Here is a 14,963-nt window from a genome sequence, read left to right as displayed (position 1 = left end):
GCGCCCCAAGCGAAAGGAACGACCATGGAACTCGATGAACTCAAGCTCGCCTGGCAGACCCTCGACCGCCGCCTGCAGCAGCAGACCGCGCTGAACCTGCAGCTGCTGACCGAAACCCGCATCGACAAGGTCCGCTCGCGGCTGCGGCCGCTGTGGTTCGGGCAAGTGCTCCAGCTGCTCGTGGGCGTCGTGCTGACGGTGACGTTCGCGCGCTTCTGGATCGCCAATACCGGCTCGCCCGCGCTGCTCGCCAGCGGCCTGCTGATGCATGCCTGGAGCGTGGCGCTGATCATCTCGGCGGTGATGGAGCTGCTGCTGATCACCCGGATCGACTACGCCGGCCCGGTGCTGACGATCCAGAAGACACTGGCGCAGCTGCGACTGTGGCGCACGCGGGTGGCTCCGTGGCTGGGACTGCCGTTCTGGCTGCTGTGGATGCCGTTGATGGCGATCGTGTTCAAGCAGCTGTTTGGTGTGCAGATGCACGCCAGCGTGTACTGGATCGGCATTCCGATCGGCATCGCCGGCATGGTGGCGATGGTGTGGTTCCACCGCTGGGCGCATCGGCCGGAGCGTCGCCATATCGGCGAGGCGATCGATGCCGGCAGTGCCGGGCGCAGCGTCACTCGCGCCCAGCAGTATCTCGACGAGATCGCGCAGTTCGGGAAGGAATGACCGGGCAGGAATGACCTGCCCGGCCAGCGCGCCGGTCAGGCCCTGGCGCGCTGCGGGAAACCGACCATGCGCTGGGTTTCCTCGCACCACAGCTTCAGGCGTGCGCTGCGCAGGCTGGTCCACATCGTCAGTCGCGGCGCGGCCTGCAGCAGCGGGCTCGACTCGAACGCCTCGCGCAGGCGGTAGTTCGGGATGCGGCTGGCGAGATGGTGGATGTGGTGGTAGCCGATGTTGCCGGTGAACCAGTGCACCACCCGCGGCAGGTCGAAATAGGAACTGCCGGCGACGGCGGCGCGGCCGGAATCCCAGTCCTCGCGGCGCGCCCAGTAGGCCTCTTCGAAGGTGTGCTGCACGTAGAACAGCCACACGCCGACGGCACCGGCCACCAGCACCACCGGCATGTGCACCATCAGCACGGTGTGCCAGCCGATGCTGAAGCCCAGCGCCAGGAAGGCGACCAGCAGCATCAGGTTGTTGAGCAGGACGCTGGCCCATTCCTTCTTCCAGGTGAAGGGAAGATCGAACGGGAAACGGTGCTTGATCACGAACTGGTAAAACGGGCCGATGCCCAGCAGCACGGGCGTGCTGCGGTACAGGCGGTAACCCAGGCGACGAATGCGCGGCAGTGCGCGGTATTCGGCGACGGTCAGCGTGTCGATGTCGCCCATCTCGCGACGGTCGAGGTTGCCCGAGGTGCCGTGGTGCACGGCGTGGGTCTTCTTCCAGTAGCCGTACGGGAACAGGGTCACCAGGCCGAGGCAGCGGCCGACGATGTCGTTGGCGCGCTGGCTTGCGAAGAACGAGCCGTGGCCGCAGTCGTGCTGGATGATGAACATGCGCACGTACAGGCCCGCCGCCGGCAGCACCAGCAGCAGCGTCCAGCCGAAGGCCCAGCCGTCGACGACGCTCCAGGCCATCAATGCCCACAACGCGAGAAACGGAACCAGGGTGTTGATCAGTTGCCACACTGCGCGGCCGAGGTGCGGGCGGGCGAAGCGGGCGCAAAGCTGACGAAGGGTGGCGGCTGTGGGTGACGCGGAGGGTGTGGCGCTCAAGGCACTTCTCGGTGTGGACAGTGCATTGTGGGTGCGCGCCATGACAGCCACAATGACGTGCGCATGCGTATGGTCATCGGTCATGTCCGGAACTGCGACCGTGATTGCGCTGGCGACCCTGCCTGACGGGTCCGGACGCGTCCGCTCGCCAGCGCAACCGCTCCTACGCTAGGCTGCGGCCCCATGAACGCCTGGTATGTCTATCTGCTGGAATGCCGTGACGGCAGCCTGTACACGGGCATCACCACCGATGTCGCGCGCCGCTATGCCGAGCACGAAGCGGGCAAAGGCGCCCGTTACACCCGCGCCCGACCACCAGTCCGACTGCTTGCGCAATTCCCCTACCCCGACCGCGCAACGGCCAGCCGCGCCGAATACGCGATCAAGCGACTTCGGCCGGAGCAGAAGCGGGCGTTGTGCGCTTCTGGCGGCTGACGCTGGCTCGCTGTCTCCTTCAACAACGAGGCTTCCGTTTGGGGAGCGGCGGCGTTCGCCCACTCTACGGAGCGGCGGTGTTCGCCGACTCTACGGAGCGGCGTCGTCCGCCGGGCCGGAGATTGCTCCGCCCCTTCGTCGGACATCCTGTCCGAAGGCGGGGCGTGGGCCATCCATGGCCCACTGCTGCGCAATCCCCGACCCGGCGGACGACGCTTCGGCAATTCATTGCCAGGTCTTCGGTGAGAACCGTCATTCCCGCGAAGGCGGGGATCCAGTGACGTCGTACTACCCAAGCCCGCAAGCGGGAGAAAGGCTTAGCCGTCATTGCGCAATACACCCAGCGCTGCCAACCTGATCGCCCTGCCGAAGCCCCCATCGCCATGCAACAGATCGAATTCGAACTCGACCGCGACCACGTCGAACTCAACCAGCTGCTCAAGCTGGTCGGACTGTGCGACAGCGGCGGCGCCGGCAAGGCGATCGTCGCCAGTGGTGCCGTCAGCGTCGACGGCGCAGTCGAACTGCGCAAGACCTGCAAGATCCACGCCGGCCAGATCGTCACCATCGACGACATCGAAATCCACGTCATCGGCGCCGCCTGAGCACGGACGCCTTCACGCCAGCGCCGAGAGAATCTTCCCCAGCAACTCCTTGATCGGCATCCGCATCAGCACCACCGGCACCAGCGGCAGCGCAGACGCGATCGCGAACTGGACCAGCAGGAAGCGCTGCAACGGGATCGTCGACATCTGGCTGACCGTAGCGTAGACCCCGATCAGGTCGCACAGCGCGGACGAGTCACCGGCCTCAAGAATCGGCGAGGCACCACCACGCGCCCGCCCGAGCCACTTGAGCTCGAAGCCTTCAGAGCAATCCGTGCCCAGCGCGCCATAAGCCAGCAGGCTGTTGCGCTTGAGCGCCGCCAGCCGCGGCACCAGCAACAACAGCGGCGCCACCATCAGCACGACCCCCAGCACGACATAGCCGCCCATGATGAAACGCAGGCTCTTCAGCTCGGCGCCGAAATACTGGACGTCCATCGCCAGCGTGCCGGCCAGGGTGATGCCGCCGACCAGTGGCAACACCACGAATGCCGTCTGCGCATAACCCAGGAACGCCAGTCCGCCACGGCCATCGGGATGTGCGGCATGCAGATCGAGGTTGAAGCGCGAGAAACGGAACAGCAGCACGATCCACAACGCCAGGCGCCAGAACCACAGCAGCGTGAGGAAGCGGATCACCGGCATCGCGACCCATTGCAGCCAGACGGTGGCGAAGCTCACGGCCCCGGCATTGCCGCGCCAGTCGCTGACATTGTCGAGCAGCCCCAGTACCGGAATCACGTACGAGGCCAGGACAGAGGCCGCGAACAGCAGCAGCTCCGGCAGCCAGGCATCGCGCCAGCGCCGCATCTGCGCCAGCACGCCTTCGAAGCGGTCGCGGTCGGTCGCGTCGACCAGGCCCTGCAGGTGCTTGATCGCGCGCCACAGGCGTTCGTCGGCCATCGGCGCCGCCAGCACCAGCAACGGCACCGCGACCACGAAGCGCGCCCAGATCGAATAGTCGTGCAGCAACGGGACGGTCACGCCGCCGACGAGGGTGCCGTCGCGCGCCGTTGCCATCACCATCGGCACGACGATGAAGAGAACCAGCACGATCGCCACCAGCGGCGCCAGCCGGTGCTGGACGCGGGTGAGGCCGCTGAGCCTGGAGACGCGGTACACCAGACCGCCACGCAGCAACGAATACCGCAGATCACTCATTCCGGACCCCTCCGGCGCGCCGGGTCGGTGCGCGCCGGGGCATCGTGCCGCGAGTGATGTGATGGCCGGCTCACGCCGTCCTGGCGATGGTCGCTCCGATCAGGCGTGCGTGGCCGGCGTCAGCTCTCGCCTGCCTTCGGCTTGACCGACTGCTGCGACACGCCGTCTGGCTTGCTGGCGCCCGGCACCAGCGCCGTCCCCGGATCGAACTCCGACAACGGACTTTCCGCCGGGCAGGCCTGGTCGGGGAAGCCGTAGTCCTTGCGCAGGTCCAGGCCGCAGGTGTTGAGCGCGTCCAGGTCGGTGTTGGGCGTCTTGCAGCGCTTGTCGAAGGCACGCACGAAAGAATCGCGGCGGCTGACGAAGTCCTCGCCGCACTTGCGCATCAGGCGCAGGCGGTCGAGATCGTCCTGGGCCGGATTGACGCCGTCCAGGCCGTACAGCTCCAGTTCCTCGACCGTGAGCAGGCGCAGGCCGCGATTGGGCACGGCCATCATCAGGTCGGCGACCGCGGTCGCGGCGCCGTTGCGCTCGAGGTAATCACGCACGCGCTCGTAGACCACGCGCAGTTCGGCGTTGAGCTGCGCGCGCGTGGTCGCGGTCGAACTCATGCGGATGATGCGGTGGATGCCGACCTGGCCGGCGATCATGCGGGTGTCGCCGGCGCTGAGGATGAACACGCAGGCGCTGTGGCAGATCGCGCCTTCGCGCACCCAGATCGTCCAGCGCGACTCGGCGATGAAGTCGCCGGCCTTGATCGCGTCCTCGACCTGGCCGCCGGCCGAATCGACATCGAGTACGCGCTTGTGGATACCCAGCTCGTTGGCGACATGGGTCACGCGCTCGACCAGCGAACCGAATTCGGCGGTGATCTTGCCCTTGTAGCGCAGCCGCGCGACGCCGCGTTCGACGCACGGCTTCAGCGCTTCGCGCAGGCCGTCCTTGTCGAACTTCACCAGCACGTTGCCATCGCCCAGCGTGGCGTAGTCCAGCTCGCAGCTGATGGAGGCTTCGCCCGAGGTCAGCTCCAGCGTCGACCAGTCGATCGGCGCCTCTTCGCTCTTGCCTTTGGCCGATTCACGCACGCTGGTCTTGGCCTGGCGCGGCGATCCGGTCGAATCGGTCGCGGCGGGTGGCACCTTGACCGGCGCGGTACTGATCGCACCGCCGTCCTGCGGGCTGTTCACCTCTTCGATGACCATGGCCGAATGCGTCACCGGCTCGGCGCGCTGGCAGGCAGCCAACGCCACGCAAAACAACAACGGCCAGGAGTGCTTGAGCATCTGTCGCAAGGATGTCCCGATTCGGTCAGTCGATGAATGCGCGCCGACGGCACGCGTATACCCAAGCATACGATGCGCGGGCTGACTGTCGGCCTAAGTAATGGACACCGTAGCCCGGGTAAGCGCAGCGCACCCGGGGTCCTGCCTCTCCGCCCCCGGGTGCGCTTCGCTTACCCGGGCTACCTGCTGTCGCCGGCTACGGACGCCTCACGCGCGAATCCCCACGCCCACCCAGTCGCCGCGACAGGCTCGCGCCCAGGATCTGCTGCGGCGCCATCTGCTGCGGCGCCATCTGCGATGCCGCCAGGGGCAAACCGGCGGCGGCCGCCTCGATCACGAAGATCTCGCCGTCGAAGTCGACCAGGTACACCTGCCCACTGCTGTCGGCATTGATGCTGACGATGTTGGTGAACGCGCCGGCATCCGGGGTGAAGTCGCCATTGCGCTGGGTGAACTGGTTGGCCTGCACCGTCGTACCGGGCACCAGCATCGATACCGGCAACGACCAGATGTTGGGCCTGACGAAGTCGGCAAAGATGTACTGGCCGAGCAGCGACTCGACCGTGCCGCGATACACCACGCCCCCGGTCACCGAACCGCCATTGACCGGACCGGTGCCGTGCGAGTACTGCGCGACCGGCGGGGTCATTCCCGTGGTCGGGCCGCCGCGGAACGCCGCGGTGCCCTCCAGCACCGGCCAGCCGAAGTTGGCACCGCCGTCGCCGGGGCGCATCAGGTCGATTTCCTCGATCGCCCCCTGGCCGACATCGCCGATCAGCAGATTGCCGGTCTGCGTATCGAAGTTGTTGCGGAACGGATTGCGCAACCCGTATGCCCACACTTCCGGCGCACCGCCGGACGTGGCGAAGGGGTTTCCGGCCGGAATCGCATAGTCGCGATTGGGATCGCCGGGGAACGCATCGGTGGCAGGGTCCACGCGCAGGATCTTGCCGAGCAGCGTGCCGGTGTTCTGGCCGTTGTTGTCCGGGTCACCGGAGCCGCCGCCATCGCCCATGGCGATGTAGAGCATGTTGTCGGGACCAAAGGCGATCCAGCCACCGTTGTGGTTGCTGCGCGGGTGCGGCACGCGCAGGATGGCGTCGCCGCTGGCGGGATCGGCACGATTGAGGTCGCCCGCGACGGTCTGGTAGCGACGCACTTCGATGGTTCCGTCCGGCGCGGTCAGGTGGACGTAGAAGCGTCCGCTGGTGAAGAAATCCGGCGCCGTCGCGAATCCGAGCAGACCGCGTTCGCCATCGATCGAAATCGTGCCGGTGACGTCGAGGAACGGTGTGGGGGCGATTGCCCCGTTCGCGGTCATGATGCGGATGCGGCCCTCGCGCTCGACCACGAACAAGCGCCCGCTGCCGTCGGGCATCGAGGCGATGAAGATCGGGAAGTTGAGTCCGCTGGCCACGCGACGCACGCGGAAGCCGGCGCCCAGGACATTGGTGACAGTGACCGACAGCGCCTGCGTGACGCTGGCGGTTCCGTCGCTCGCGGCGATGGTCACCAGGTAGATGTTGTCGCCGTTGGCGTCGACAGGATTTTCGAAGTCCGGTGCGGTGACGAATGACAGGTCGCCGCCGGAGGTGATGCGCAGGCGCGCCTGGTCGGCGCCGCCCGCCAGCGAGAACGTGATCGGATTGGCATCGGCGTCGGTCGCCGTGGCGGTGTAGAAAGCCGCCGTGGTGTCTTCCGGCACCGTTGCCGTCGCACCGGAGGTGAATACCGGCGGCCGGTTCTGCGGCGTGGGTGGCGGCGAGACGGTGGCGCGCGGGCTTCCGCCACCGCCGCCGCAGGCGGTCAGTACGGCGGCCAGCAACCAGGCAACCCATCCCCGTGATGCGCGTCGTCCGGTCTGCACCATGGCGCTGCTCCTTCGTGCCGCGACGGACCGCGATGATCCGACAGCGGGACGGCGCAAAGAGGCTGGCAGAACCCGTGCCGAACGGGTGTGAAGAGCGGCTTCACCCGCGCCGGACGGTCGCCCCGCCCGACCCGCGGTCCAGTCAGCGGCGCGCGCGACCGCAATCCGGCCGTATGGCGTTTACCTGATTTGAACCGCGCCCGGCGCAGGCTGCGGCGGTCGCGTGTGGTCGTGCTTTCGTCCCTCGTCGCAAGCTCCCTGGAAACCGCCATGAGCCCGTCACTTTCGCATTCGCGCCGCCAGTTCCTGGCCCTGCCCGCCGTTGCCGGTGCCGTCGCAGTCCTCCCCGGGGGCCTGCTGGCCGCGCTTGCGCGGGAAACGCCCGCCCTGCCCGACCTGTCGGACTGGACCCGGGTCCGCGCGCAGTTCGCGCTCGACCCGGCCTATGCCCATTTCGCCAGTTTCTTCATCGCCAGCCATCCGGCACCGGTGCGCGACGCCATCGAGGCCTATCGCCGCTCCATCGACCAGAACCCGTTCCTGGTGATCGAGCAGGGCCTGTTCGAAGACGAAGCGCACAATGTTCCGCTGAAGGTGCAGACGACCATTGCCGCCTACCTGGGCGGCGAGCCCGACCAGGTCTGCCTCACCCGCAGCACCACCGAAAGCCTCGCGCTGGTCTACCACGGCCTGCCGCTCAAGGCCGGCGACGAAGTCCTCACCACCGTCCACGACCACTACTCGCACCACGAGTCCATCCGCCTGGCCTGCCAGCGCAGCGGCGCCTCGATGCGCAAGATCACGCTGTTCGAGGATTCCGCCAAGGCCAGCACCGACCAACTGGTCGAGCGTTTGCTGCAGGGCGTGAAGCCGACCACGCGCGTGGTCGGCCTGACCTGGGTCCATTCCAGCACCGGCATTCGCCTGCCGATCCGGCAGCTCGCCGCCGCGTTGAAAGCCAGGCATCCCGACGTGCTGCTGGTGGTCGACGGCGTGCACGGCATTGGCGCGGCCGACGAGACCATCGCCACGATCGGCGCCGATTACTTCTGCGCGGGCTGCCACAAGTGGATGTTCGCGCCGCGGGGCACTGCCATCGTCTGGGCGAAGGCCGAAAACTGGGCACGGTTGCAGCCGACGGTGCCGACCTTCAGCGAATGGGAGTCCTACAACGCCTGGGCGGAGAACCGCGTCCCGAAGACACCCGGCAACGCCGCTCGCATGTGTCCCGGCGGTTTCCACGCCTTTGAGCACCAGTGGGCCATGGCCGCCGCGTTCCAGATGCACCAGCAGATGGGTCGGCAACGTGTCGCCGCCCGCATCTCCGGGCTCAATGACCAGCTCAAGAAGAACCTCGCGCAGAACCGCAGGATCAGGATCCATACGCCGATGACGAGCGATCTGTCGGCAGGCCTGGTCGCGTTCGAGGTTGACGGCATGAAGACCGAGGACGTGGTCAAGCGGCTGCTCGGGCAAAAGATCATCGCCAGCAGCAGCCCCTACGCCATCAGTTACCCGCGCCTGGCGCCGAGCCTGGTCAACACGCCGGAGGAAGTGGACCGCGCCGCACGCGCAGTCCACGAACTCGCCGGTTGATCCCTGCAGTCAACGATCGTGCCGTCAACGATCGTGCCGTCAACGATCGTGCAGCCGCGCTGTCGGGCCCTGTCAGGCCTGGACGCCCCACAGCGCGCGCGCTTCCTCGGCGATCACGTCGGGAAACTCTTCCGGGAAGAACAGCTTCGCTCCCTCGATGCGACGCATGCCGCGCGAATTGCCGAAGCTGCGGTCCAGATGCTCGGCACCGCGCTCGGAGAAGATGGTGTCGCCGGTGCCCCAGATGATCCGGGTCGGCCCCTCGAAGCGCGCAAGTGCCGGGCCGATGCCCTGCAGCCAGTTGCGGTCGAGTCCGATCGCGTAGGCATGGGTGCGGTCGGCGTTGCGTACCAGCGGGCCGAGGTAGGTATCGACGGCTTCGTCGGTGGGATGGGACGGATAGGTGAACGTCTGCCCGCCCAGGCCCTGCGGCGAGCGCGCCAGCGTCTTGTCCGCCAGCCAGGGCGCCAGCCATTCCTCGACGAACCTGCCCTGCTTTGCCAGCTCCAGCACCGGCAACAATGCCGGCGGCGGGCATTCGATCTCCGAGTCGCAGTTGGTCAGCAGTAGCGTGCGCACGCGCTGCGGATAGCGCGCCAGGAACAGCTGCGCGGCCTGGCCGCCGCTGTCGTTGGCGATCAGGTCGACACGGTCGATGCCGAGGCGATCGAGCAGATCGGCCAGCATCGCCACCTGGGCATCGGGCGCCACGCTCTGGCCCGGCGCGACCTCGGTGTTGCCCAGTCCGAGGAAGTCCGGCGCGATGCAGCGCCGGTACGGCGACAGCCGTTGCAGAGCCCCGCGCCACTGGTAACCGTTGAGCGGGAAGCCGTGCAGGAACAGCGCGGCCTCGCCGCTGCCGCGTTCGGCATAGGCGATGTTGCCGAACGGCGTCTTCATGAAGCGGCTGGCCGCGCGGAACGCTGCTGCCGCGACAGCGTCGTCACCGGCCGCCGCGGCCGCACCACCCGCAGTTGCGCCCAGTGCCGCCGAATATCCACCCAGCACGCCAGCTGCCACGGTGCCCATTGCCATTGCCAGGAACTGCCTGCGAATCATGGTCTCGATCTCCGGGGGAAGCTTTCGACGGGAGGGCCCCGTCGTCATGGCAAATGATTCGCCTGGCAGGGCATGCGATCAACGAAGTCCCAGGTCATGGCGTCATGACCTGTGAGGTCGTGGAACTCATCGCGGACGGCCCGTATGCTGCGGCCGTGAACAACCTCGCCCACTCCCTGTCCCGGCCCCAGGTCGGCACCGTGTTGCGCGAATGGCGCGCAGCGCGGCGCCTCAGCCAACTCGACCTGGCACTCGATGCGGGCATCTCGCCGCGCCACCTCAGCTGCATCGAGACCGGCAAGGCGCAACCCAGCCGCGACGTGGTCACGCGCCTGGCCGATGCGCTCGACATGCCTTTGCGCGAGCGCAATGCGTTGCTGGTCGCCGCGGGCTATGCGCCGCGCTATCCGGAGACCGCGCTGGCGACACCGGAGCTGGCGCAGGTGCGGCGCGCGATCGAATTCATCCTCGCCCAGCAGGAACCGTACCCGGCATTCGTCCTCAATCGCCGCTGGGACGTGCTGATGGCCAACGAGGCCGCGTTGCGGGTCAACGGCTACGTGATGCACGGCCGCGCCAGTGCACACCGCAACATGATCCGGCAGATCTTCGATCCAGATGACCTGCGCGCGGCGGTGGCGAACTGGGAGGAAGTGGCCGGCGATCTGATCCACCATCTCCACGCCGAAGTGGCGGCCGCGCCGTCGGACCTGGCCGCGCGCGCACTGCTCAATGAAGTGCTGGCCTACCCCGGCGTGCCCGCACGGTGGCGCAGGCGCGACCTCGATACCGCACCGGCGCCGCTGCTGACGACCGTGCTGCAACGCGACGACCGGCAACTTCGCTTCTTTTCCACCATCACCACCTTCGGCACGCCGCGTGACGTGACCCTGGACGAGCTGCGGATCGAATGCTGCTTCCCGGTCGATGAGGCAACCGTGCAGTTGTGTCGCGAACTGGCGGCGGCGCCGCAGCCGTAGCAGCCGGCCTGCCGCGACCCGCGTCCGGGCAATCGCGCACGAGTTACGACGCTTCGGCGCGCTTCAGCGACCAGAACCCGATGTCGCGCCGGTCACGATAGCCACTGCGCTCGTACAGCTGCTTGGCGCGCAGGTTCTCGTGGCTCACGTGGAGGAATGGCGTGCGCCCGCGATCGAGCACGTCGTTGCTCAGCCACGCCAGCAGATGGCGCGCGTAGCCGCGGCCGTTGAAATCCGGATGCGTGCACACGGCGCTGATTTCCTGGAACTCGTCCGTGCCCATGCGCTCGCCGATGATGGCCGCCAGGCGGCTGTCCTGGTAGATCCCGAAGTAGCGTCCCAGGTCCATCGTGTGCGGACGAAAATAGTGCGGATACACCAGCGCGGTCAGCGCCAGCACGTCCTGCCGGTGCGCCTCGCCCAGCTCCAGGATCGGCGGGCCGTTGATCTCGGCCATGTGCTGTGGACATTCCATCTGCGCCAGCATCGCCAGCTTGTCCAGGCGCCAGCCCTCGGGCACCGCCGGCGTCACCCCGAGCAGCAGCACGGTGTCGTCGGGCGGAACCAGTTGTGCCAGCGCGGCGCCGACGTCGGCGCCGTCGGTGGCGACGCCGAGGAACGGCGCGATCTGCGCCGGATAGCGGGCAACGTCGCCTGTGCGCAGCGCCAGGTCGCGATGACGGCTGCGCAGCGATTCCCAGATGGGGTTGTCGAGTACGTGATCGGCCATACCGCGATGCAACCAGAGATCGATACGCGCGGCAAGGCCATGCGGTCACGACGAGATTACCGGCCCCCTGCGGCGGCCGCCCGCACCTCGCAGCGCGCTCCTGAACTGCGTGGCGTTGGTCCCGCTCTTGGCGCGGAAGGCGCGGGCGAAGCTGCAGGCGTTGTCGAATCCGCAGGACTCGGCGATCTCGGTGATGTCCATCGAGGTCGTCTCCAGCAGGTCGTAGGCGCGTTCGATGCGCAGGCGCGATGCCGCCGTCTGCACGCTCTCGCCATACAGCTCGTGGAACGACTTCGACAGGTACCACAGCGAGTAGTTGCTGATCGCCATGATCTCGCTCATCCGCACCATCCGGTGGGCGTTACCTTCCAGGTACAGGCGCGCCCGCTGCAGGCGGTTGAACAGGCGCCGCTTGCGCGTGCGTGAATGGCCGGGGCAATGACCGAGCGCGGCGACGTGGCGCGCCTGCACCGCCGACATGTGCAGGATCAACGGCCGCAGCGCCCGCACCAGGGTGCGGTCGGGGACGCTCTCGTGCGCTTGCAGGATGCGCACCGCCCCGTGCCACAACCGCAGCGCAAGGATGCGGTCGCGCAACGTCATGCTGCCCTTGCCGACAAACAGGTAGGCATCCTGCAGCAGCGGCATGAGATCGGCCGGCACGAGCACGGCCAGGGTGAGGCCGTTGTGGTCGGCCTGCACCTCCGGCGCCGAATCGCTGTCGAGTGCGATCCATGCACCGGTTCGCAGCCGGAACGTGCCCTCGGCCGCATGTACCTGGGCGCTGCCGCGGATCTGCATCCAGAGCGAAAACGACGGCCGCGTCAGTTCGACGCTGCCCAGCCGCGAGACTGCCGTCCAGCACACCCGCGTCGACTCATCGGCACCGATGCCGCGGAACTGGCCGTCATGGGCCCAGACCCGATGCGGCGACAGCGGCGTTGCCGTGCCGGTCCCGGGCTGCAGTGGCGCCCCGCCCTCGGGCGGATTGAAGGCAGGCATCGACATCCGTGAACTGGCCATGGCACCGCTCCGTGTGGGGTGCCGTCGATGTGCCCATTCCGCGGTTCTGATGTCCTGCCGTTGTGGGGATTTCTTGCTGAAATCGCGGTATCGGATTCCTGAAGAAGTTCCGAAACCCTTGCCGCGTGCGCCTGTAGGGATCAGTGCGGCGCCGCCGGCAGTTTCGCCCAGCCGATGTCGCTGGCGTCCTGGGTGCTGTAGGAGTAGTACAGCCAGCCGCTGCCGGCGTCGTAGCTGACTCCGGTCAGTTCGCCGCCACGCGGGTCCAGGCACGGTCCGCTGCGCCCGCCTTCCGGCGCGGCGACGGCGATCCAGCGCATGTTGCAGCCATCGCCGGCGCCGACGATCCAGGTGCCGCGACCGGAGGTCACCAGCCGTCGGCTCTGCAGGTAGAAACCGGCACTGGGGACGATCCGCGGCATCGTGCCGCCGGGATCGGCGTGCAGGTCGTCGAGCAGGCGCGGACCATCGAGGTCCGGGCCGGCCTGCCACAGTCCCCACGAGGCATTGCGGAAGAACACCACCTGCTGTGTCGACGGATCGAAACGCGCCACCGCGACGTCGTCGAGGCTGGCCAGCGCCTTGAGCTCCTGCCCCTGGCGCTCGAACAGCGTCAGCCCGAGCCGACCGGCGCCGCGGTCGGAAATCACCAGCAACCGGCCGGACCCGGCCAGGTAGGCGCCATAGGTCGGTCTCCCCTGCGGCAGCGCCAGCTTGCGCACGGCCCCGGTCGCCGGCGTGATCTCGTACAGCGCCTCGTTGTCGCCATCGGCGCCGATCGCCAGCGCGGTCGTGCCGTCGGCCGACCAGGCCGCCGGATGGCGCGGGAACGGCACGAAATTCTCGATCGGCCGCAGCGACGATGCGCGCCCGATCTCGCCCCACCACAGGCGTACTTCGCCGGTGCGATCGGACACGAACATGATCTGCCGGCCATCGGGCGACACCGACGGCAGCAGCTCGCTGCCGGAAGAAGGAAACAGTGGTTCCGGCGACGCGGCCGGCTCGCCCTGGGCCGGAATGCGAACCCGGTACAGCGAGATCGGCGCTTCCTCGATCACGAAGGCGACCGATGCATCCTTCAGCGCGACACTGGGGAACCGTGCATTGACGATGCCCAGCTCGGTGATGCGACGCGATTGCACGTCCAGGCGCAGCAGCGACGGCTCCTGGCCGCGGTAGGCGGAAAACACGATCGACTTGCCATCGGGCGTCCATGCCAGGCCGTACAGATTGGATTCGATCCGGGTCAGGCGTTCGGGCTGTCCGCCGGCCGCAGGCACGAGCCACAGGTCGCCGCGAGAGACATTGCGCTGGAATGCGATCCAGCGCCCGTCAGGCGAATACACCGGCGCCAGGTCGAGATCACTGGCTGCGTGGGTGTAGTCGAGCTTGCGCGACGTGCCGGCGGCGATGTCGAACACTTCGATCGCATTTACGCCGGGCTGCCCGGCATTGCTGGCGCCGAACACCAGCTGCTGTCCATCGGGGCGCCAACTGAACTTGCGCAAGCGGTCGGCTTCGCAGTTGGCCACCGGATGCGGCTCGCCCCCGGCCGAGGCCACCATCATCAGATGGCAACTGCCACCGGCGCCACGACGCACGCGATAGAAGGCGATGCGGCGGCCATCGGGCGACCATGCCGACATCACGTCCTGCTCACCCGCGGCAGGATGGGTCAGCGGTCGTGGCTCCACCGGTGCCGTCGTCTGCAACATCAGCGGAGTCCGTCCGGCGCCGGCCTCATCGATGTAGGCGCTGTAGACCACCTGCGAGCCGTCGGGCGACAGGCTCGGCGCGAACTCGACGCCGGGTGCGGAGGTGATCTTCAGGAACGGTGGATCGTCATCGCCGGATCCACCGGCGACTTTCTGGGCGCGTTCGCGGTCGGCGCCGATCGCCAGCCACAGCGCCAGGCCGAGCGCCGCCAGCGCCGCGGCCGCACCGGCGATGCGCAGCGCTGGCCGCGCGCGCGTGGTTGCCGCCGATGCCGCTTGCGTCTGTACCTGGTCGTCCTGGACCGTCTCGGCCAGGTCCAGCCACTGCACGGGCGCCAGCAGCCGGTAGCCGTGCTTGGCGATCGTCTCGATGCAAGGCTCGTCACTGCCCAATGCCTTGCGCAGCTGCGCCACCGCCTGGGTCACGACGTCATCGCCGGGCAACGTGTCGGGCCACACGGTTTCCAGCAGGGTTTCGCGACTGACGACTTTGCCGGCGTGCTCGATCAGCACCAGCAACAGGTCGATCGCCTTGAGGCTGACGCGATGCGGCGCGCCGCCGCCGGTCGTTATCTCGCGCGCGGCGACATCGACGATGCTCTCGCCGACGCGAACGCGCTGGGAAGGCAACGTCTGCAACAAGCTTTGATGCTGTTTGGGCATTGCGCGCCAGAACCGTGGTGAACGAGTCCTGGCAGGATTCTAGATCAACTTCGCCAGCGCCACTGGCGCAGGTCACGGCAACGGGAAGGACTTGCGCCCTTCCCTGCCGT

At 67.8% G+C, this 14,963-nt stretch carries 13 protein-coding genes; 5 read left to right on the top strand and 8 right to left on the bottom strand.

Going from position 1 to position 14,963, the window contains the following annotated elements; translation table 11 throughout:
• Positions 1-24 precede the first annotated feature (24 nt).
• On the top strand, positions 25-675 hold the full coding sequence (locus tag MNR01_RS16255; protein WP_241918754.1) for a hypothetical protein: 651 nt from the start codon (positions 25-27) through the stop codon (positions 673-675).
• 35 nt (positions 676-710) lie between these two features.
• Here the strand turns inward: MNR01_RS16255 and MNR01_RS16250 are convergent, their stop codons facing one another.
• The gene (locus tag MNR01_RS16250; protein WP_241918753.1) at positions 711-1,643 is read right to left on the bottom strand and encodes a fatty acid desaturase; all 933 of its coding nucleotides are present in this window, start codon (positions 1,641-1,643) and stop codon (positions 711-713) included.
• A gap of 270 nt (positions 1,644-1,913) precedes the next feature.
• Here MNR01_RS16250 and MNR01_RS16245 point away from each other — a divergent pair, with 270 nt between their 5' ends.
• Together MNR01_RS16245 and MNR01_RS16240 are read left to right on the top strand one after the other, a co-directional pair.
• The gene (locus MNR01_RS16245) at positions 1,914-2,165 is read left to right on the top strand and encodes a GIY-YIG nuclease family protein (protein ID WP_241918752.1); all 252 of its coding nucleotides are present in this window, start codon (positions 1,914-1,916) and stop codon (positions 2,163-2,165) included.
• A 383-nt stretch (positions 2,166-2,548) separates the two neighbouring features.
• On the top strand, positions 2,549-2,770 hold the full coding sequence (locus MNR01_RS16240) for an RNA-binding S4 domain-containing protein (protein ID WP_241918751.1): 222 nt from the start codon (positions 2,549-2,551) through the stop codon (positions 2,768-2,770).
• Between the two features lie 12 nt (positions 2,771-2,782).
• Here MNR01_RS16240 and MNR01_RS16235 read toward each other — a convergent pair whose 3' ends face one another.
• From MNR01_RS16235 to MNR01_RS16225, 3 genes are all read right to left on the bottom strand, one after another.
• Positions 2,783-3,931 carry a hypothetical protein gene (locus MNR01_RS16235; protein ID WP_241918750.1) on the bottom strand — a complete coding sequence of 383 codons (1,149 nt, stop codon included), beginning with the start codon at positions 3,929-3,931 and terminating at the stop codon, positions 2,783-2,785.
• A gap of 119 nt (positions 3,932-4,050) precedes the next feature.
• Positions 4,051-5,214: a hypothetical protein gene (locus tag MNR01_RS16230; protein WP_241918749.1), complete on the bottom strand. Its 1,164-nt coding sequence runs from the start codon at positions 5,212-5,214 to the stop codon at positions 4,051-4,053.
• 196 nt (positions 5,215-5,410) lie between these two features.
• Positions 5,411-7,084: a PQQ-dependent sugar dehydrogenase gene (locus tag MNR01_RS16225; protein ID WP_241918748.1), complete on the bottom strand. Its 1,674-nt coding sequence runs from the start codon at positions 7,082-7,084 to the stop codon at positions 5,411-5,413.
• Between the two features lie 270 nt (positions 7,085-7,354).
• Between MNR01_RS16225 and MNR01_RS16220 the strand changes: the two genes are divergently transcribed.
• Positions 7,355-8,680 (top strand): aminotransferase class V-fold PLP-dependent enzyme, encoded by a 1,326-nt coding sequence (locus tag MNR01_RS16220; RefSeq protein ID WP_241918747.1) that lies wholly within the window; start codon positions 7,355-7,357, stop codon positions 8,678-8,680.
• 72 nt (positions 8,681-8,752) lie between these two features.
• On the opposite strand, the gene MNR01_RS16215 is transcribed toward MNR01_RS16220, so the two are convergent.
• On the bottom strand, positions 8,753-9,739 hold the full coding sequence (locus MNR01_RS16215; protein WP_241918746.1) for an alpha/beta hydrolase: 987 nt from the start codon (positions 9,737-9,739) through the stop codon (positions 8,753-8,755).
• 104 nt (positions 9,740-9,843) lie between these two features.
• Between MNR01_RS16215 and MNR01_RS16210 the strand changes: the two genes are divergently transcribed.
• Positions 9,844-10,719: a helix-turn-helix transcriptional regulator gene (locus MNR01_RS16210; RefSeq protein ID WP_241918745.1), complete on the top strand. Its 876-nt coding sequence runs from the start codon at positions 9,844-9,846 to the stop codon at positions 10,717-10,719.
• A 43-nt stretch (positions 10,720-10,762) separates the two neighbouring features.
• On the opposite strand, the gene MNR01_RS16205 is transcribed toward MNR01_RS16210, so the two are convergent.
• The 3 genes from MNR01_RS16205 to MNR01_RS16195 all read right to left on the bottom strand — a co-directional run bounded on the left by MNR01_RS16205 (position 10,763) and on the right by MNR01_RS16195 (position 14,832).
• Positions 10,763-11,449, bottom strand: a complete 687-nt coding sequence (locus tag MNR01_RS16205; RefSeq protein WP_241918744.1) for a GNAT family N-acetyltransferase — start codon at positions 11,447-11,449, stop codon at positions 10,763-10,765.
• A 45-nt stretch (positions 11,450-11,494) separates the two neighbouring features.
• Positions 11,495-12,472 (bottom strand): AraC family transcriptional regulator, encoded by a 978-nt coding sequence (locus MNR01_RS16200; RefSeq protein ID WP_241918743.1) that lies wholly within the window; start codon positions 12,470-12,472, stop codon positions 11,495-11,497.
• Positions 12,473-12,612: 140 nt separating this feature from the next.
• Positions 12,613-14,832, bottom strand: a complete 2,220-nt coding sequence (locus tag MNR01_RS16195) for a winged helix-turn-helix domain-containing protein (protein ID WP_241918742.1) — start codon at positions 14,830-14,832, stop codon at positions 12,613-12,615.
• Between the last annotated feature and the right edge of the window lie 131 nt (positions 14,833-14,963).

The sequence above is a fragment of the Lysobacter sp. S4-A87 genome, from assembly GCF_022637455.1.
In the GTDB taxonomy this organism is placed as follows: domain Bacteria; phylum Pseudomonadota; class Gammaproteobacteria; order Xanthomonadales; family Xanthomonadaceae; genus Lysobacter_J.
This window is presented reverse-complemented; position numbering and strand designations above follow the sequence as displayed.

Coding starts and splice junctions, on each gene's coding strand:
- MNR01_RS16255 (WP_241918754.1), top strand. CDS start 25: ATGGAACTCGATGAACTCAAGCTCGCCTGGCAGACCCTCGACCGCCGC.
- MNR01_RS16245 (WP_241918752.1), top strand. CDS start 1,914: ATGAACGCCTGGTATGTCTATCTGCTGGAATGCCGTGACGGCAGCCTG.
- MNR01_RS16240 (WP_241918751.1), top strand. CDS start 2,549: ATGCAACAGATCGAATTCGAACTCGACCGCGACCACGTCGAACTCAAC.
- MNR01_RS16235 (WP_241918750.1), bottom strand. CDS start 3,931: ATGAGTGATCTGCGGTATTCGTTGCTGCGTGGCGGTCTGGTGTACCGC.
- MNR01_RS16230 (WP_241918749.1), bottom strand. CDS start 5,214: ATGCTCAAGCACTCCTGGCCGTTGTTGTTTTGCGTGGCGTTGGCTGCC.
- MNR01_RS16225 (WP_241918748.1), bottom strand. CDS start 7,084: ATGGTGCAGACCGGACGACGCGCATCACGGGGATGGGTTGCCTGGTTG.
- MNR01_RS16220 (WP_241918747.1), top strand. CDS start 7,355: ATGAGCCCGTCACTTTCGCATTCGCGCCGCCAGTTCCTGGCCCTGCCC.
- MNR01_RS16215 (WP_241918746.1), bottom strand. CDS start 9,739: ATGATTCGCAGGCAGTTCCTGGCAATGGCAATGGGCACCGTGGCAGCT.
- MNR01_RS16210 (WP_241918745.1), top strand. CDS start 9,844: ATGACCTGTGAGGTCGTGGAACTCATCGCGGACGGCCCGTATGCTGCG.
- MNR01_RS16205 (WP_241918744.1), bottom strand. CDS start 11,449: ATGGCCGATCACGTACTCGACAACCCCATCTGGGAATCGCTGCGCAGC.
- MNR01_RS16200 (WP_241918743.1), bottom strand. CDS start 12,472: ATGGCCAGTTCACGGATGTCGATGCCTGCCTTCAATCCGCCCGAGGGC.